Genomic DNA, 20,047 nt, shown 5'->3' with positions numbered 1-20,047 from the left:
TGGGTTATCCCCATAACCACCACTTGGTTTTTATCCAATCTGTTGCAGATTGCTTGTCTGAATAGGTCATCAGAGTTGCCCTTAACGTCATTATTGTTTCTTTTACACGAAGTCAAAGCATTATTCTCGCTAGTATATTTTGTTAACAATAAACGTGATGAGGGCTTTTTTTTGAAAAAAAATATCCACTTATAAAACAAATCCCTTAAACATCAGAATGTTGGAAAATAAATTTATGTTTATTTTTAACAATAATACATTTGACAATTGTATTAAACTTTCTAAGTGTCTAGAATGTTAATATATAATGAAGAATATTGGGAATCTCATGGCAACAGCAAAACCAACTAAAATCCTTTCTGTAAAAGATCAAATTGCAGATCAATTGCGCTCTGACATAATTGCCGGTGATTTAGCGCCCAATACTAAATTAAATGAACAAGAATTAGCAAAACGCTTTGGCTTATCTCGCGGCCCTATTCGCGATGTGATTCTACAATTGACCAAAGAAGGTTTGCTCATATCTAAAAATAACTGTGGAGCCTCTGTCAACAGTGTATTAGAGCCTAAACTGCAAAAGTTAATGATTAACTTGAGACGTAATATAGAAGTCTATGCTATCGAAAGTCTCAAAAACAACCCATTAACTGAAGATGATCTAATCCAATTAGAATCGATATTAGACGAGCTACAAGGTGCGTTTGATAACGAAGATTTTACTGAAGTGACAAAAATTGATATTTCATTTCATAACTACCTTATCCATAAAGCTGGTGGAGAAGATTTAGTTAATATTTGGTATCCATACGTCATGAGAATGCGTCTGAACTATAAACGCATTACCACGAGTTCAGAATGTGTTGAAGAGCATAGAGGTATATTAAAAGCATTACGTGATGGTGACATCAATAGTGCAACTAAGGCGATTAAAGCCAATATTAAATAGAACAAGCTAAAGTTTAATCTACATTGTTTGTACTTGAATTCTAATTTCAAAGTACAGTTAAAAGGACAACTTAGGTTGTCCTTTTTATTTTCCGTTTTTCATTCTCAGCTTACTTTAATACTAGCTGCGCCCACTTTATTTAGCTTTATAGCTATTTCATTGGCTTCAAAGCTAACTTAATTGAATAGATAGCTAAGTCAGTTAAATCAAGCTATCAATATCCTAAATATTCGCTATCTTTCCACGACAAAAAATGACAATAAGTTCCATAGATTTGAATAATGAAGAATCGTCCCGTTATCAAAAAAGCGGTCCGGTTTAACTTATGTGTTAATTCGAGAAAAATTTACTGTCTAGTAAAATCTCTACTTGAGCAAAATTTACAATTGAAATTAATTCAATCCAAATTAAAACCACAAGAACAATCACTCACCAAACCCTATAAAACAAACGTTATCAATATCAAATATATTGCAAGCAGAAACATTTAATTTCACGGTAAATTTATTTTGTTAACAATATACTTTTAACAAAGGTTTTTGTTTGTTACCTTGCAGTGGGATATACAGGATTTGTTCGTATTTTAAGTATACGCAATTGATGTCATCACTGTGCAGTTAACCCAACCATATTTTAACTGTTTCTAATAACTATTAGATATTTTAAGTGAGCATCATGACCCAAAATTTGATTAACACATTAAGCCTTAGTGCACTAGTTATGCTGACCTCTTCAATACTCATTGGATGTGGTGGTAACGACTCTTCAAACTCTGATCTTTCAGAACAAATACCGCCTGTCATTTCAGAGCCTGTAGATGATACTGCTGACCAATTATCATTTGCACGGCAAGAGGATATCCCCTTAGGTGTATTAATAACCTCAGAAACTGTCACAGTTAGCGGTATAAACACGACTGTTGATATCAGTATCCTTGGAGGTGAGTTTTCGATTAATGGCGAAAACTTTCAACTGGCAGAAGCTAGCATAAACAATGGCGATACAATAACAGTGCAGTTAATGTCGTCTGATACATTTGATACTGAATCCAGTGCAACGCTTACTATTGGACAGCAGCAAGTTATATTCTCAGTAAAAACCCTCGAAGCTCTAAGCCAAGTTAACACTAAATTGAGTTTTAATTTAGATACTGCGCACCTCATTAATGGCGTTGACAGCTTTGAGCGAGACAAGTTTATAACCTTACATGCATCTCACACAGAAAATGATTGGTACAGCGTTGGAGTAAACGAATCAGATGATCTTATCACTGAGTTTGTTGAAGGCTATGACGTTTACTTTGGTCGAGATACTGGTGGAATGCGTTATCAATTAAGTTTAATGCCAGAATCCGCAAGTAAAAATGGATTTATCGATCCTGAAATGGCCAGCAATAATGGGGGTAACGCACGTTGGAGTTACACCTCTAACACTGATGACATTGCAATAACGAAACGTAAGCATGAGCATAGAAATCAAAAAATGGTTGTTGCTGCGCAGCAACATCCATACTGGCCTGATGGTAAAGATACTGGCCAAGGATGGTCTTTTTCTCAAACCGATACTCAAGATGAACCCTTAGGTACTGCTACCGGCGACTACATGGGTCAATTTGTCGCAAAGTTTTTTAATAAAAATGATGGCGTCGATATCTATGGTCAACCCAAGCCTAGATATATAGAAGTCATGAATGAGCCATTATATGAATTGGTCGATTATTCAGAGACGCCAGCAGCATTAAATCAAGTATTTGAATTTCATAATGCTGTAGCCCAGGCAATTAAGGCAGTAAAAATAGACAATATTGCTGTTAACGATGATGTATTGATTGGTGGTTATACAGTTGCCTTTCCAGATTTTGAAAAAGACAACTTTGAACGTTGGGAAACACGTGATAAAGCCTTTATAGATATTGCAGGTAATAATATGGACTTTATCTCATTGCATTTCTATGATTTTCCAGCTTTTCAAGATCGAACCGAAATACGTGCCGGCAGCAATATCGAAGCCAGTTTCGATATGTTAGAGCACTATATGCAGCTTACTCTCAACGAAGTGAAACCGTTTTTAGTCTCAGAATACGGTGCACAAACTCATTCTTTATTTAACCAGCCTTGGCTACCTTATCGCGATTGGTTTCATTTAAAAGCAATAAATAGTCAACTCATGTCGTTTCTTGAGCGTCCAGATCAAATAGAAATGGCAATTCCTTTTATTCCTGTAAAAGCTGAGTGGGGACGAATAAGTGACACAGTCCCCTATTACACCCGTTTGATGAGACAAAAGTTCGAAAAAGTTGGCGATACGGGTGATGAATATGTCTATACCGATATGGTTAAATTCTATCAAATGTGGAGCGAAGTTAACGGCAAACGCGTTGACAGTTTCTCAACGGATTTAGACTTTCAGTTAAACGCATATGTTAATGATAATCAAGTTTTTTAATTATTAACAGCCTAGAAACGGAGTCATCCACAGTCGATTTATCCTTGTTAGGACTTGGCGATAACACGTTAACTTCGATCCTCATAAAGCAACTTTATCTAGACGACACAAATCCAACACTAACTGAAACAGTGGTTAGTGAACTTGCAGATATCGAGACGTTAACTGTCGGAGCAGAAGCTACTGTCATCATTAAACTTACTTTTGAGGACAAGATTGAAATCAAGCATAACCAGACTGAAGTTAAATATTACGCAGATAGCTATAAACAAAACATTAATGCCAATCAAAATATTGAATTTAATATCAATGATGTCCAGGTAAATGAATATGGTGAGGCCGTTATTCGTCTTGGCTTAGGCAGAGAACACGGCAAAACATTAATCCCTGAAATTTCCATTAACGGTCAGCCAATGACCGTGTCAGAAGATTATCGTGGATACGATCAATACTTTGACGGTGCAGGACGTTTGCAGTTCTTCGGCGTTATAGAAATCCCTGTAGCTAATGAATTTATAAAATCAAATAACCATGTTGTCGTCAGTTTTACCGATGACGGTGGCTTTGTTACTTCATTAGCAATGCAGTATTTCGCCCATACCAAGCAATTGGCTAGAAATAGTCAGTAACGCTTTGCGCAGCAAACATGACTATTAAATGTTTGCTGCTTTTTATCTGGCTTTTGTGTTTTCCCCAACTAAACGACATAAAGGCGAGATCTATTCTTGTTGGGGCAAGAATAGTCCTAAGTAACACTAATGACATAATAGACAATATAAGGGAATTACATGAAAAATCGTCTAAAGCCAATATATAAACTCGGGTTAATCAATACCAGTTTACTGTTACTGAGCACAGTAAGTCACACAGTAATGAGTGCTGATTGGGATTCAATCCCTTTACCTGCAGAGGCTGGTAATGGTTTGGTATGGCAGTTAAATGAAAATTACTCAGATTCATTTAACTACTCAGGCAAGAACGCGACTTTTACCAGTAAATGGAATGACACTTATTTTAATGCATGGGAAGGGCCTGGATTAACAAGATGGAGTAGCAATGAGTCATGGGTGTCTGATGGTAATTTAATTATCAGCGCGTCGCGTAAAGCACCAAACTTGGTAAATGCAGGTGTGATTACTTCGAAAACTAAAGTTAAGTACCCTATTTTTTTGGAAGCCAGTATAAAAGTCAGCAACTTGGAGCTTTCATCAAACTTTTGGTTACTGAGTGAAAGTGACGAACGTGAAATCGATATATTGGAAGTATACGGCGGCGCAAGAGAGACATGGTTCGCACAAAATATGTCGACTAACTTTCATGTTTTCTTAAGAAGCAGTGACAATAGCATTAGAAGTGACTTTAATGATCAATCCCATAATACACCGGTATGGGGTAACAATTGGCGTGAAGGTTTTCATCGATTTGGTGCATATTGGAAAAGCCCAACAGATGTTACCTTTTATATTGATGGCCAAGAAACCCCACAAGGTTCATGGGATGAAGTCGTAATGAAAGACAAGGACTACACTGGCGCGATCATGAATAAAGATCAGTATAATATGGATGAAGAAATGTTCATTATTTTAGATACTGAAGATCATTCATGGCGCAGTGAAGCTGGAAATGTAGCAACTGATGCAGATTTAGCCGATGGTAGCAAAAATAAAATGTATGTTGATTGGATACGTGTTTACCAACCCGTTAGTGATGGTTCAGGTGGAGGCTCTGACGGTGGTATTGAGGCCAATACTCAATATCAAATTAAAGCGAAACACAGTAATAAATGTATTGATGTTATCAATAGTGCGACAACAAATGGTTCAACTTTTCAGCAGTTAACATGTAGTGGCAATAACAGTAATAGCGACCAGCAATTTAAATTTACTGCATTGTCTAATGGTTTTTATACTATTACATCTAAAGTCAGTAATCTTTGTTTAGACTTGTCAGCTGGAAACATTGATAACGGTGCTAAAATCCAGCAATGGGTATGTAATAGCAGTAACCAAAATCAAATGTGGAATATGATTGATAAGGGGGATGGCTATTACGAAATCCGAAACAGAGTGAGTAATAAATGCCTAGATATAGCTGGTAAGTCAAATGCCGATGGCGCGGTTCTTACTCAGTGGAATTGTTATAATGGCGATAATCAACGCTTCTCACTAGCGCAGTAAATAAGTAAGCTTGTTCAGTACCCAATGTTAATTTTTAACGTAGTTTGGGTGCTTTATCAGATGAATACAGGCAAACTCATTAGGAAACATAATTCAATATATTCTACTGCTTCAGCTGTTCCAACAGCATAACCATTTTTGTGTAATGTAGCTTACGTTTCAAAAACGCCTTAAACCACTTCAACTATTTTACACTCGCTCATTTTGCCTACACCCTTTGCTTACACAAACTATCTTGCCATCAAACGAAAAATAGATGTTGGAAGAGCAGTGCTGGCGAGATATGAACTCAACTATATTCTTATGTCGCCATTACTTTGAAGTAACTTCCCCTCCCTAGCGTTTGGTATCTTGCTCTCTGAATGGCTTTACCTTCGAGCGTTATAATTTACCTTAGCGCTAAAGTAATTATTTATCGATTAACTTTGATTTAATAAGCTTAGCTAGACTGATTGCGTAATCGAATTAAGCTTTGAATTTGTCCCATTGAGGCCATCATTAAATGACATGCTTGTAAATATCCTGTTCGGTGATATTCCTGCAATAAATCAGCACTTAAATTTGCTAATGCTTTTTCATTGATGACATATAAGCCATCAAAATTGATACTTTCTTGCTCTTTATCTGCAGAGTTTCTTTTATTCATTGAGATCCCAAGTTGAATTGCCTCAACCAACTCATTATCTACAAGTGATTGGATAAAAGATTCTGTACGAACAATCCCTTGTGCTAACTCAAAAACCATTCTATTCATTGATGTAAGGTATTCAGTCGGTTTTCCGTCTGATGTAAACAAGGCTTGCACTTCGGCGCTTGTATTTCCATCAACAACACGTCGATTGTTCATATCTATGCTTAATACAGTATTAGCTTCACTCATTGGCTCAGAAGAATGATCTTTACGTGCAACCATAAACGGCTGTCGTCTAATGTGTAATGGAATGTAATGACTCCGCCAATTAGTATCTGCAAGAAATAAGTTCTCACCTGATTCAAAACCCAGTAATGCATGTAATCCGAACTGGCCAGTTTGATTGTTTTTAAGTAAACAGCATGGATATTCTAGAATAAGGCTCCGTAGCTCATCTGCAATAACGGGGACGAAATGAATATTTTCACCAAAATCATGACCATGACCAACGAGAATTTTGGTGTTTTTGTGTGTTTTACTATCTACAATAACGTTCTTCATAGAAAATCCTTATTTATACTCGTTGCAAACCATATTGTTTGATTGAATTAATCAGCTCACGATTAGACATTAAATTAGCTTTGTACTGAGACGTTTGTAGATTCACTTGTTTAAATTTTTCGTAGGCTTTTTCACTTGCCTCTGTTGAATAGCCCCAGTGTGATGAAGCGGTTTTGAATCCCATACCATAAAGTACATATTGATAACTCGCTGCGGGGAACACTTCAGTGGCATGAATAAAATCATTGTCACTGGGTGGTTGATATTGCCATAGTGACAATAGCGATTTAAGACTACTAGGAATGCTTTCAGGCTTGCGGTTATCGCGCCAAAAGTCACTGTCTTGACGCTGACTTAACATATAGTGCAGTTTTAAAAAATCAATGATTCTTTCCCATCGATAAGTGAAAGTCTGATTAAATCGCTCAGAAACGATCTCCATACATTGACGATTTGCAGGCAATTGCTCAGCAATCATATTGGCCGAAATCTCAACCAATAATAGTGCAGAAGCTTCTAGCGGTTCTAGAAAACCCGCCGACAGACCAATAGCAACACAATTACGGTGCCAAAATTTTTCTCGATAACCAGGGTTAATTGGAATTTTACGAAAGGTAAGTTGCTCAACATCATTTACCGTAGCCGATAAATATTGTTTTAACTCCTCAATCGCGGCATGTTCACTGATGTAGCGGCTTGAGTAGACATGACCTACTCCTCTTCTACTTGATAACCCAATGTCCCATATCCAACCGGCTGTTTGTGCGGTAGAAATAGTATGTGACGCAATAGGACTGTTTTCATCGGAATATGGCACTTGTACAGCGATGGCATTATCAACAAACAACACATCTTTACAGCTTTTGAATCCCACTTGATAATGTTCACCAAGCAAAAGAGATTTAAAACCACTGCAGTCAATAAATAAATCACCTGATAAATCACCATGTTCAGCTGTTGAGACACAAGCAATATCACCATCATCATTATTGGTGACCGCCATGACATCATCAACCACATGCTTCACATTGAGTACTTTTATACAGTGCTGTTTCAAAAACTCTGAAAATAGTCCAGCGTCAAGATGGTATGCGTAGTTTGCGATTGCATCATATTCAGCAGTTGTGATTAATTTGGGTGCTAAACCCGCTTCACAAATGGCTTCTTGTGGGCTTAAACACATTGAAAAAGAATATTGTTTCTTTGGATTCTCATTATATGGAAATTGAATAGATAACCAATGATATGCCAAGTTATCATTTATTGAACCTTCAGGTAGCATTAATGGATGGTAATAATAATCGTCATGTTTTCCTGTCACCCATTTTGCAAACTTAGCGCCTTGCTTAAATGACACATTACATTCACGAATAAAATCAGTTTCTTTGATCCCCATGTTTTTAAGCGTCCGGCGCATGGTAGGCCAAGTACCTTCACCAACTCCAATAGGCGGTATATTAGATGACTCGACTAATGTCACGCTGAAATTCTTTACATGTTGACTGGTTAAATTAGCAGCTAATGTGCCAGCAGTTATCCAACCCGCTGTTCCACCACCAACAATCACAATGTTCTCAGTTAGTTTTTTACTGTCAATTTGACTCACAACTTTATTGCCGATTGGATGATTTTCATTCTTATTAGTCATATTTTCTCCAATTCTTGTTATCAAATAATTTAATCACAATATGCACAAAGCAAAAAAGGCTGCTACAAAAACGTAGCAGCCTGGTCATTTTTAGTGAATATTTTTATTGGCATGATCGCCAACTATTAATTCTTTTGCATGAATAACTAGCATTAGAACTTAGCACTAATTCCTATGGTGTAGCGAGGACCGTACTGCTCAGCAGCAAGTAACTGTTCCTCAAAACGACCGTAGCGGCGAACGGTTTCATCAGTTAAGTTAATACCATCAAGTGATACAGTGAGCATTTCGTTGATGTCATAACTTAAACTCATATCAAGCTGACCATAAGCTTCCGTGAAGGTTGGTTCATTACCAAGCGCTAGCAAGAACTCATCACGCCAGTTATAGGCAACTCGAGCTTGGAAACCATAGTTTTCGTAAAATGCAACTAAGTTACCAGAGTCACTTAAGCCGGTTAATGCGATTGTTTGATCAAAGTTATATGGATCAAACGATTCATCGCTGTTTACGATGGTATAGTTAGCAACTGTACCGAACCCACTATCGCCAAACATGTATTGAGCATTAAATTCCCAACCATCTACTTCGCGGTTTTGTAGGTTATCTGGCGTCGCAACTTCCCAAGTAATAACAGGATCAGTCGCCGTACCGAGACAATCTGGATTTGGTGTATCAGATGCATCAGGACAACCAGCACGAGGATTTACACTCGGATCAGTCAATGGTTGGCCATTAACGTCATTAATTGAGCGGTTCTCAGTACCCGCGCCGATAAAGTTTTCAACGTACTTTTTAAAATAACCTGCAGATGCGAAACTACCGTCATCAAAGTACCATTCAAGTGATAAATCAAAGTTATCTGAAGTAATAGGTAATAGGTTAGGATTACCTTGTGAAGCATTAAATGGCCCACCAGGTCTTGCAGACACATTAGTTGCAGGGAACATTGCACTTACCCCTGCTCTCGATAAAGTTCGGCTATAGGAAAAACGCGTCACAATTTCATCTGTTACTGACATATTAAAGTCAAAATTAGGCAAAATACGAGTGTAACTACCAGACAACTCATCTGCTGTTGGTGTGTCATCATAAACAGGTCTTAACTCCTGAGCATGACGGTAATTCATTGCAATGATGCCATTTTGTACTGAATACGCCGTAACATCTGTGTCTTCGTAACGGACACCAACATTCATTTTCACTGGCATGTCATTAAATTCAGTGTCAAAGTCGAAAGATAAATATGCAGCGAAGGTTTCTTCATTTACCCCATTCGTTTTGATGTTAGGCTCAGCAAATAAACCTTCATTTTTCACGATATCAATAAACTGATTTACATCATATTGTGAAATATATGGGAATAATTGGTTAGCACCTGGGAACTGATCCGCTGTATCGCCTAATGGAATAAAGCCAAGATCTAAATCGTTTAATGGCACATCAACGAAAGAAAATACTTCGCTCAAGCGTGTATCAATGGTGTAATCTGTATTCATCACGCCAAAATTGATTTTAGTGAGCGCACTGTCAGCAGCAGCGTTTTCCCAAGTACCTGAAAAACGGTATTGCTTAACATTGTTTTCCATTGAGTAACCGCGTTTTTGATATAAATCAGACACGATATTATCTTTATTGAATGCGCCACCTGGTAAATTAGAGTCATCAACAATAATTTTAGGGATATCACCAATAAAATCTGCACCGATTAATGCAACAGAACCTGATGGGTTTTTAAGGTTCGCTAAGGTTTCAGCGGTTTGACCATCAGGATTTGATTCAGATGTTGAGTCATGGACGTCAAGTTCAAAACTCAAAGTATCTGTGGCTTGCCATTCAATATTCAAACCTAATGAATCGTTTTCTTTCTCTTGGTAATATTCCCAAGCCCAGAAATTCAACTCATCGTCTTGATCCCGTGGGTTCCATAAGGTGCCATTTGCATTGGCTGATCCACTTGGATTGTCGAACCAAAATGCTGAGCGATTGGTATAACTCGTTTCTTCGAAACGCGAAATAGTATAATCAACCGTCGCAACTACTGAGTCGACAGGTTGAATCTGTAAAACGGCTTGGGCATTTTGACGAGTTCGTTCAGTATCTAAATGCTCTGTTTTAGCAGTCCAAGGCGTCCAAATTGCTTGCTCTGGATTTTTGTTAGTGTCAATTGCCGATAAATCAACATTGTCACGACTACGATTTCTTACCCAACCATCAGTTCCAACGATATCAGTGTGACTATCTCGTTCTGAATGAGATGCCGACAATAAGAAGCCCACTTTGTCATCAGCAAAGGTTTGGCTAATCATGCCTGAAACTTCAGGCGTAACAGAGTCACCCTCTTCAACGCTTGTATCGTAAATTCCTTTTGCGCTTACAAAGGCTTTAAAACCATCATAGTCAAAAGGTCTGGCTGTAGTGATATCAATAGTTGCACCGATACCGCCAGAGGTAATATCCGCTTTACCAGTTTTATACACATTTACGCCAGATACACTCTCTGCTGCAATTTCACGGAAGTTAAAGCTTCGTGATACGCCCTCAGATTGTAAAGCTGAAGAGTTTGGCATTTGACGACCATTCAAGGTCACCAAGTTAAATTCAGGTCCAAAACCACGTACTGTGACTTTATTACCTTCATTATTTGCACGGTCAATGGATACACCGGCGATGCGTTGTAAAGACTCGGCTAAGTTAGTGTCGGGTAACTTACCAATATCTTCGGCACTAATAGCATCTACAACACCATCAGAGTATCGTTTTGTCGATGCAGATTTTGTTAAAGAGCTTCTGATCCCTTTAACTTGAATCACTTCCGTTTCTTGTGCCTGTGTTTCAGCGGCTAGGTCATCTGCAAGCACCCCAGTACTAGCAGTAGCAATTATCGCTGCAGTTAAAGCATTAAGTTTGAACTTACAATGTTTCATCTTAAAACCTTCTTATTATTTGGTTTAAAAGGTGTCGTGCTCACAAAAACAATGTTCATCACATTGCTAACCACATAGCGAAGCCTGACCCCGTTAACAATCTAGCTACTTTTTAAACAATGTGTCAACTGTTTTTTGGTGTCAGTTAATTGTTGACAATAATCAATAGTGTTCAATAATACACATATTCATAAAGAATTTATGTACAAAAAATGCTTAAGTTTTATTGGATGGCTAGTCCTATAGAAATAAAATGCACTTTAATTAGACACTTAAAAACACTGATGTAAATTCGAAGATTTTTAGTTCTTCATATAAGCGATAAATAGTTTACATGAACACATGTTTTACATATTCAAATCGAGAAGATGATTAGACTAAATGAGTATAAAAATCACCAACAAGTGTTTAACACTTTTCACTGACAAAATGTTGTTCAAGGAATGAAAATGACTAACCAGCAACCGAGTACTGACAAATACAAACACCGTATAAATGATTTAAAAATGTTATTTAGCGCCCTGTTAATTACACTCGTTACAATTAACTTATCTGCATGCCAGCAAGGAAGTCATCACAGTTATTCAAGTGATGTAGACAAAGCAGATCAAGCTAATGAATTAATTAAGTTGACTACCAAGGTTCGTTTTAACAATGTCACGGAAGAAATAGGGTTAACCTCCTTACCGGCTTGGAAATATGGCGGTCCAAGTGTTGCGGATATTAATAACGATGGCCGCTATGACTTAGTTTTAACCAATCATGACACGACCCCTATTCAGTTATTTCTGTCTGAGGCAGAAAATCAATTCGTTGAACAAACTGCCCCATTTCCTAAAGCTGATGCCCATGGTTTGGCGCTTGGAGATTATGATCTAGATGGTGACAATGATTTGTTACTCTCATTAGGTGGTGGTAATGGTACAAAACCACAACCGCAGCGTTTACTTCGCAATGACGGAGGTAGTTTTACTGATGTAACTGTTGAGGCTGGTTTAGGTGAAATGGGTGCACGTGGTAGATCTGTTCGCTGGGTAGACATTGATCTTGATGGTGATTTAGATTTTATGCAAATTAATGCTGAACAAATGATGGGAGAAACGATTCCACGAAACATCCTTTTTGAAAATACTGGCAACGGCCAGTTTCAATATCGTTCAAGCCCAGCATTTGAACATATCGATGCAGAGCGGTTAATCATTACTGATATTAACAGCGATCATCAGGCAGATATCATTGCATTTTCTCCATACTCTCCTATGTCTATCTGGAAAGGCAATACCGACTTCAAATTTACCAATGTCACCGAACAATATCTGACTCAAGAATACCTGGCTCAACATGGCAACATTACCGATGTGACCTCAATGGCACAAGCGGATATTGATAACGATGGCGATATGGATTACTACCTTGCTAGAGGCAAAGTGTATTATCAAATTGCCAATAATGCAGTGTCTTTTGATCCTATAAAACAACGTTTAGATCTTCGTGATGAAGGTAATAAAAGCCATGATGGGATTAGTTTTAACGCTAATGGTCCAATTCAGTTAAGTAATTTTTATCACTTTCCTAGAGGGCCCAAGAAAATCACCATCCCGTTATTTATAGGTGCTGAAAAACAATTAATAACAAATAAAGAGACTCAAATTACACGTGATAGTGCACTAGGTTTTCCTGAAATCATTGAACAAAGTGGCTGGTATCTTGGCTATATTGGGAATGATGAATGGCGCCTTGAGTGGTTATTACAAGATAATTTAGCGTGGGATATTAGAGCCTCCATTACAGGAGTCAGTGCCATCGAACCTGATTGGACACCACAGGAACTTGGCGTTGATGATATTTTGTTTCGAAATGATGGCAATAAACTAACTGTTGTAAGCCACCTACTGCCAAAACAAAGCCAAGATAATAATTGGGGTGTTATTACAGCAGACTTTAATAACGACACTCATAATGATTTTTTTGTATATCGCTTTGGTGAGCTAACTGAGCGTATTAATGATGTCATGTTACTTAATTCAGACAAATTAAATCAACAAGGGTTTATTAGTCATGAAACTCACCAAGCAACGACATTAGGTGTAAATGCACACGGTGACATGGGTAGTGCGTTTGATAATAATCTAGATGGTTTTGTTGATATTCTTAGCGGTGATGACGACAACGGTAAGTGGTATTTATATCAAAATACACTTGGATCAGAGCTAACTCTTGATCAGCACAGTGACCATAAAAATAATCAACATCAATACTTGCTCGCCCAGATTGGTTATTCTGAATCAGGTATTGATCCTCATGGTGCTGAAGTCACTGTAGAGACAGCAACACAGACACAATTCAAGTGGATTGGTTCTAGCAGTGCAAGTCATTCTCAGAGCCTTAAAAATATTAGTCATTTCGGACTAGGAGAAAGCGATGTAATCGAAAAGATCCATGTTCGCTGGCGTGATGGAACCCAACAAACAAGAGTTAACCTAGCAGCTAATCAATTAATTAAAATCGGTAAATGATTATTAAAAGGTTTTGAGCTTTCAAGGTTACTTTACTGCCGGTTGTTGCTCATTTAGATAACAAAAGGTTTTATAGTTTAGTCAATATTGAAGTGACAAATATAAAACCTTGAGTCTTATTGAATCCAATGTACCAGTCCAGAAGTCTATAAATGTCCAAGCGTGAGCCCCTAAAATCCCAATGATGTCCAAACCTGTAAACAAATGTCATAGCTGAATAAATGGTAAAGTTGTTTGCTATTGCCAACTCTTTAAAATCGTTTTATCTAAATTCGAGGAACTCTGTTCTAAGGTATGTTGGCTGGACACTTTTCTTATTATTAGTTTTCCCTTACTAGCGACTCTTTAACTAGCGAATCTTTAAGTAGTTAGTCCTTAATTATCGGTTTCTTAATCAGTTAGCCTTGCGAGTGACTTAAGAGCAATCAATGACATAGAAGTGCTATGTTTTGTCGCTTGTTATAATAAACTAACGTGATGTACTATTTTTAAGGAACAAAAAAAAGCCAACTGCTGGAGGGGATTCAGTTGGCTTTTGCTTAAATGTAAAACTGATTGGTGTTTTTAACTAACTGAGTATATGTGAGCCTTAATATATAGCAGGTTCACTGTGGATACTTATTTATGCTTCGTTGAAATAAACTGTCTTTTTCTCAACATATTGTTCAAGACCATATTTACCGTCTTCGCCACCTACACCGCTCATCTTCCAACCATTATGGAAACCCTGATGTTGTTCACCTAAACCTCGATTAACATATACTTCACCGACTTCCATTTCAGCAATGGCTTGATGAATATACGCAAGGTTCTTAGTATATAAATAAGCAGATAATCCATATTCACTATCATTGGTATAAACAATGGCATCATCTATGCTGTGAATTTTTATGATAGGCAGTACTGGGCCAAAGGTTTCTTCATGAACGAGTATATTATCTTGCTTCACATCGACCAGCACGGTTGGCTCATACCAATTGCCACCTTCAAAACCTTTAACGCTTGCTTGCTGACCACCGGTGACTATTTTGGCCCCTTGTTCAACACTTTCCTGAACCAACTTATGAATATTATTGATTTCAGAAGCGTTTACTTTAGGTCCCATATCTGAAGCAGGATCCATCGGATCACCGACTTTTAATGCTTTGACTTTAGGTATAAATCTCGCAATGAAAGCATCATACACATCTGCATGCACATACAAACGCTCTGCACAGGTACAAACCTGACCACAGTTTGCGAAACGTGCAATAACTGCATCATCAACTGCTTTATCTAAATCAGCATCTTCCATAACAATAAAAGGAGCTTTACCACCCAGCTCTAGCATCACTGGGGTTAAGTTTTTACCGCTAGCTTGATAAATAATTTGTCCTGCTCTCGTACTGCCCGTCATGGTGATAAGTTCGGTTATTGGACTTTCACACAAATGCTGTCCAACAATCGAACCACTACCATTAATGATGTTAAGAACCCCTGGCGGGATCCCAGCGTCATTTGCGATTCGACCTAACTCCATTGTCGCAAGCGGCGTTTCTTGAGTAGGTTTAACTACAATAGCATTACCGGTTATCAGAGCTGGGCCAATTTTACGCCCCGCTAGCGCCAGCGGAAAGTTCCAAGCAGTAATAGCAACCACAACGCCTTTAGGGACTTTATGAATATATATTTTTTCATTTTCATTATCTGAAGGCAAAATATCACCTTGCAAAGTCAATGCGTTATCACATGCGTATTCTACAAATGTCGCTGTAGCTTCAACTTCCATGCGCGCGACATCAATCAGTTTACCTTGCTCATTAACTAATAATTTAGCTAACGCTTCAGCGCTTTCTCGAATACCATGCGCAAACTTACGTAACACAACCGCGCGAGCGCGTGGCGTTTTCTTAGCCCAAGATTTTTGTGCTTGCTGAGCAATTTCTAATGCATCTTGAGCATCATTAACACAGCCTTTTGGGATCACACCAACAAGTTCACCAGTACTAGGTGAGTGAACAGAAATGGTACCGTCAGATTTTGACGCAATATATTCACCATTAATAAAGTTTACGTTATTTCTAATTTCCATTGGATTATCTCCCCATCCAACCGCCATCAACCAATAAAATTCCGCCGTTCATATAATCTGATGCTGCGGATGCAAGGAAAACCGTTGGCCCTTTAAAGTCATCAGGTGTACCCCAACGACCTTGTGGAATTCTTTCTAAAATCGATTTTGAGCGAACGGGATCATCACGTAATGCTTCAGTATTATCAGTAGCAATATAACCAGGCGCAATTGCATTAACATTAACACCTTGACCAGCCCATTCATTCGCTAGCGCTTTAGTTAATTGACCAATCGCGCCTTTACTGGCTGCATAGCCTGGTACGGTAATACCGCCTTGAAAGGTTAATAATGATGCGGTAAATATAATCTTACCTTGTTTACGTGCAACCATTTTTTTACCAATTTCACGGCTTAAGATAAACTGAGAGTTTAAGTTTATCTCCATAATTTTATCCCAATACTCATCACGATGTTCAGCAGCAGGCTCACGTAAAATTGAGCCTGCATTATTAACTAATACATCTATAGTGTCATGTTCAGCATTCACTGTTTCTACAAAGTTATAAAGACTTTGACGGTCAGAAAAATCACATTGGTAAGCATAAAACTTGCGACCCGCTGCGATTACAGCCTTTTCTACATCCGAGCCTGTTTTAGCAAGTGTTGCCGATACACCTATAATATCAGCTCCGGCTTCAGCCAATGCTTCTGCCATCGCTTTGCCAATACCACGGCTACAACCTGTTACTAAGGCAATTTTGCCTGTTAAATCAAATTTATTTAGCATTGCTATTCCCTTATTTCGCTTCACAAGACACAAGCGCTTTCATGCCTATTGGGTTGTTATCCATACTTTCAAATGCATTACTAATATTGTTAAGATCACTAACAGACGTGATAAATGGCTCAAGGTCTATTTTACCCGTAGCTACTAAGTCAATTGCCATATCAAAGTCTGCATGTTCATACACGCGAGCGCCTAGCAACTCTAGTTCCTTCCAGAAGAATTGAAATAAATCGACTTGCGGTTTTTGCGCATGAATTGCCACCATACAAATTCGGCCACGAACAGAAGCAACCTGCACCATAATATCAACTGCTGGTTGAACGCCTGAGACTTCAAAAACAACATCGGCGCCCTTGCCATCGGTCCATTGCTGCACGTACTCTGCTAAGTCTTGCTCCATCGGATTTACCGTTGGTATATCGAATTTATTAGAAAAGCTACGGCGGCTTTCATTAGGTTCAGAAATAATCACTTCCGCGCCTACTGATTTAGCCACTAATGCGACTAATTGACCAATAGGTCCGCCACCAATCACCACAGCTTTTTCGCCAGCTTTTAATCTTGAACGTGAAATATCATGGCAAGCCACTGATAATGGTTCAATTAGCGCGCCTTGTTTCAAACTGACATTTTGAGGCAGTTTATGTAAAGTCCGCGATTTTACTGTCCAAGAATTTTGAAAAGCCCCCGGTGTATCAATTCCCATAAACTTAAGGTTTTGACACACATGAGTATGACCTGCAGTACATGCTGGACATTCACCGCACCAATCTAAAGGACGCACAACGACACGTTCACCTATAGCATAGCCAGTGACGTTTTGACCCAATTCAGCAATGGTTCCCGAAATTTCATGACCAATGGTATGCGGAGGATTAACTCGAGTATCCATTACGCCATGGTAAATGTGCATATCTGTTCCACAAATGCCGACGTAACCAACATTCAATCTTACTTCATCGTCTGCTGGAGCAATCGGTGATGCTTCAATAATTCTAAAAGACTTATTTCCAACATATTGAGCAGCTTGCATAATATCTACCTTATGAACTCATTTTTAAATGAGGAGTTAAAAGTGCATCATCGAAGACCACGCCTGTTCCTGGAATATCAGGAGCTACAGCTTTGCCTTCGACAATTTTAAGAGGTGTTGTGGTGTATTCATCGATGGGGAATGAATGAACTTCTAAATAACCGGAATGAGGTTGTGATGCTAATAAACTCACATGTAATTCGTGCATACCGTGACTACACACGGGCAAATTATTAGCGTATGCCAATTGAGCTACCATCAAGAAGCCCGTAATACCCCCAATGTTGGACGCATCAGGTTGTAAAAAACCTAATTTTGATTGCTGAATAGCATAAGTAAATTCATGAATTGTATGAAGGTTCTCACCCATTGCTAATGGAATATTGATCGCATCTGCAATATCAGCGTAACCCTGATAATCATCAGGAATTGTCGGTTCTTCAAACCACTTGATATCACAATGGTTGATAGCATTGGCAAAACGAATGGCCTGCTCTTTGGTCATTGAATAGTTGGCATCAACCATAAACACACGATCTTGACCAATTAACTCTCGAACAGCCTCAACGCGACGAACGTCTTCTCTATAATCAGCTTTTCCTACTTTAATTTTCACCGCTTCGAAGCCACGTTCTAGGTAGCCCTGAATATTGGCCAGTAACTTGGTTTGATCAAAGTTGAGGTCGATACCACCAGCATAGCAATTAACTGTATTAGATGCGCCACCAGCGACTTTCCACAAAGGTAAACCTAAGTTTTTACACTTAATATCCCATAACGCAATATCCACTGCTGAAATGGCAAAGCTTAATAATCCGCCTCGACCAACGTAATGAAAGTGCCATTGCAGCTCATCCCAAACAGACATAATGTCAGATGCATCTTTACCAATTAATAAAGGTTTCATTTCATCGTTAAGTAACGAATAAATAGCCCTGCCACCCTTACCCCCCGTATAGGTATACCCAACACCTTCAACGCCACTTGCAGTGGTAATACGCGTTAAAATCAATTCAAAATGAGTGTGATCTCCGTGTTTTGCATCTGATAACACTTCAGCCAAAGGTATTTGATAATACTCTACCTTTATTGATTCAATGGTATTGCTCTGTTTTGACATTTAACCACCCATAACGAATTCTAAAAACAGTTTATTGTTAACAATCTACACTGTAAAAAAAGAGATGTAAAGTGATTGTTACCAGTTTTAAACAAGAGAAATTATCAAGCCTTCGTTTGAATTCAATAATAAAAGAAAGCGGTTACCCTTAGATGGTTAAAGGGTTTGGCAAACTGAAGAATTTAAGACGCCTTTTAAATCATACAAATTAAAGTTAGAAACAAATGCTATATGGTCTAAGCTCAACCCTTTAGCAATCTGGACATTTATTCACTTATTCACATTAAAAAATCACCGGCATACTCAGGACTCTCGAAACCTTATTTGTTTACGATACTGATTCGGCGTCACTGAAAAGTGTTTTTTAAACAATGAAATAAAATGTGAGGGATTTGAAAAGTTTAAGTCGTAACTTATCTCTGTAATGGTTTTATTGGTTTGGCCTAGCCACCTTGCACTGCTATGAAGCTTATGCTGCAATAAATACTGCGAATAATTACATTTGAAGGTACGTTTAAACATTCTTGAAAAATAGGATGCAGAGATATGACAAAGTGCAGCAGCCTCAACAAGGGTTAAATCAACTAACTCCTGTTGTCTAAACAAATTTAGAATAGGAGTAAGTTTCTTATAATTTTGACTCATTACAATTTTGTTTTTTGGATTTTCAGTTACAGGTTTACCGTTCGCAACTAACGAAATAATAATCAGTTTTAACAATGTCGCACTTTTCAAACTATGGGGATCTTCATTATAACTTTGTTGCAGCCACTGGACTTGTAGCTGTATTTCTTGCCACTGATTTTCATTCAAACGTAAATGCATACCGTGTCTGAGGATGGCTTCTTGCTGATATAAATCGTTATTAAGTAAAAACTCCGGCAAAATTTGGATGATATGCCAAGATTTAGCCTTGTTAGTAAGTTGATAGTGATGCGTATCCAAAGCAGGAGTAAAAATAATATCTTTATTTTCAAGTTCAGATTGACCTTGAGAATGAAAGTAATGCCCTTCTATATCTTCAAAAATAATAAATTCGTGTACTTGATGAAAATGCATTAAGCATGTGTACTGCTCATTAGGCTGAAAACTGACTTGATGAACTTCAAATTGGTAACCAGGCTTTATTGCAAAGGCTTCACAATAAACCTGTTCTTTATTATTACTACTATCAAAAGTCCTTTTACTGTTACTGTTACTGTT

The 20,047-nt window shown here is 38.1% G+C and carries 13 protein-coding genes; 5 read left to right on the top strand and 8 right to left on the bottom strand.

The genetic code is table 11. The annotated features are described in order from the left end of the window. The first annotated feature begins 328 nt into the window (after positions 1-328). The 4 genes from AB4153_RS00910 to AB4153_RS00895 all read left to right on the top strand — a co-directional run bounded on the left by AB4153_RS00910 (position 329) and on the right by AB4153_RS00895 (position 5,568). Positions 329-946, top strand: coding sequence for a GntR family transcriptional regulator (locus AB4153_RS00910; protein ID WP_303516756.1), 618 nt, complete (start codon positions 329-331; stop codon positions 944-946). Positions 947-1,621: 675 nt separating this feature from the next. Then, positions 1,622-3,391 carry a hypothetical protein gene (locus AB4153_RS00905; protein WP_371996047.1) on the top strand — a complete coding sequence of 590 codons (1,770 nt, stop codon included), beginning with the start codon at positions 1,622-1,624 and terminating at the stop codon, positions 3,389-3,391. Between the two features lie 44 nt (positions 3,392-3,435). Continuing rightward, the gene (locus AB4153_RS00900; protein WP_371996045.1) at positions 3,436-4,020 is read left to right on the top strand and encodes a hypothetical protein; all 585 of its coding nucleotides are present in this window, start codon (positions 3,436-3,438) and stop codon (positions 4,018-4,020) included. A gap of 159 nt (positions 4,021-4,179) precedes the next feature. After that, positions 4,180-5,568 carry an RICIN domain-containing protein gene (locus tag AB4153_RS00895; protein ID WP_371996043.1) on the top strand — a complete coding sequence of 463 codons (1,389 nt, stop codon included), beginning with the start codon at positions 4,180-4,182 and terminating at the stop codon, positions 5,566-5,568. Positions 5,569-6,007: 439 nt separating this feature from the next. Here AB4153_RS00895 and AB4153_RS00890 read toward each other — a convergent pair whose 3' ends face one another. The 3 genes from AB4153_RS00890 to AB4153_RS00880 all read right to left on the bottom strand — a co-directional run bounded on the left by AB4153_RS00890 (position 6,008) and on the right by AB4153_RS00880 (position 11,335). After that, the gene (locus AB4153_RS00890) at positions 6,008-6,760 is read right to left on the bottom strand and encodes a SapC family protein (RefSeq protein WP_371996042.1); all 753 of its coding nucleotides are present in this window, start codon (positions 6,758-6,760) and stop codon (positions 6,008-6,010) included. A gap of 13 nt (positions 6,761-6,773) precedes the next feature. Continuing rightward, positions 6,774-8,408 carry a tryptophan halogenase family protein gene (locus tag AB4153_RS00885; RefSeq protein ID WP_371996040.1) on the bottom strand — a complete coding sequence of 545 codons (1,635 nt, stop codon included), beginning with the start codon at positions 8,406-8,408 and terminating at the stop codon, positions 6,774-6,776. A 152-nt stretch (positions 8,409-8,560) separates the two neighbouring features. Further along, a complete protein-coding gene (locus AB4153_RS00880) occupies positions 8,561-11,335 on the bottom strand; it encodes a TonB-dependent receptor (protein WP_371996039.1) in 2,775 nt (924 codons plus the stop codon). A 449-nt stretch (positions 11,336-11,784) separates the two neighbouring features. Between AB4153_RS00880 and AB4153_RS00875 the strand changes: the two genes are divergently transcribed. Continuing rightward, the gene (locus AB4153_RS00875) at positions 11,785-13,851 is read left to right on the top strand and encodes a CRTAC1 family protein (protein WP_371996038.1); all 2,067 of its coding nucleotides are present in this window, start codon (positions 11,785-11,787) and stop codon (positions 13,849-13,851) included. A 622-nt stretch (positions 13,852-14,473) separates the two neighbouring features. Here the strand turns inward: AB4153_RS00875 and aldA are convergent. From aldA to AB4153_RS00850, 5 genes are all read right to left on the bottom strand, one after another. After that, positions 14,474-15,922: an aldehyde dehydrogenase gene (gene aldA, locus AB4153_RS00870; protein WP_371996036.1), complete on the bottom strand. Its 1,449-nt coding sequence runs from the start codon at positions 15,920-15,922 to the stop codon at positions 14,474-14,476. A 4-nt stretch (positions 15,923-15,926) separates the two neighbouring features. Then, positions 15,927-16,691, bottom strand: coding sequence for an SDR family NAD(P)-dependent oxidoreductase (locus tag AB4153_RS00865; protein WP_371996034.1), 765 nt, complete (start codon positions 16,689-16,691; stop codon positions 15,927-15,929). 10 nt (positions 16,692-16,701) lie between these two features. After that, on the bottom strand, positions 16,702-17,724 hold the full coding sequence (locus AB4153_RS00860; protein ID WP_371996032.1) for a zinc-binding dehydrogenase: 1,023 nt from the start codon (positions 17,722-17,724) through the stop codon (positions 16,702-16,704). Between the two features lie 10 nt (positions 17,725-17,734). Continuing rightward, entirely contained in the window at positions 17,735-18,844 is a 1,110-nt protein-coding gene (locus AB4153_RS00855; RefSeq protein WP_371996031.1) for a mandelate racemase/muconate lactonizing enzyme family protein, read from the bottom strand. A gap of 303 nt (positions 18,845-19,147) precedes the next feature. Next, positions 19,148-20,047 (bottom strand): helix-turn-helix domain-containing protein (locus tag AB4153_RS00850; RefSeq protein ID WP_371996030.1); only part of this gene is annotated, 900 nt, incomplete at its 5' end.

The organism is Shewanella sp. 10N.286.52.E4 (assembly GCF_041468785.1).
Lineage (GTDB): Bacteria > Pseudomonadota > Gammaproteobacteria > Enterobacterales > Shewanellaceae > Shewanella > Shewanella electrodiphila.
The sequence above is the reverse complement of the archived record's forward strand: the minus strand, read 5'-3'. Positions and strand labels throughout refer to the sequence as shown.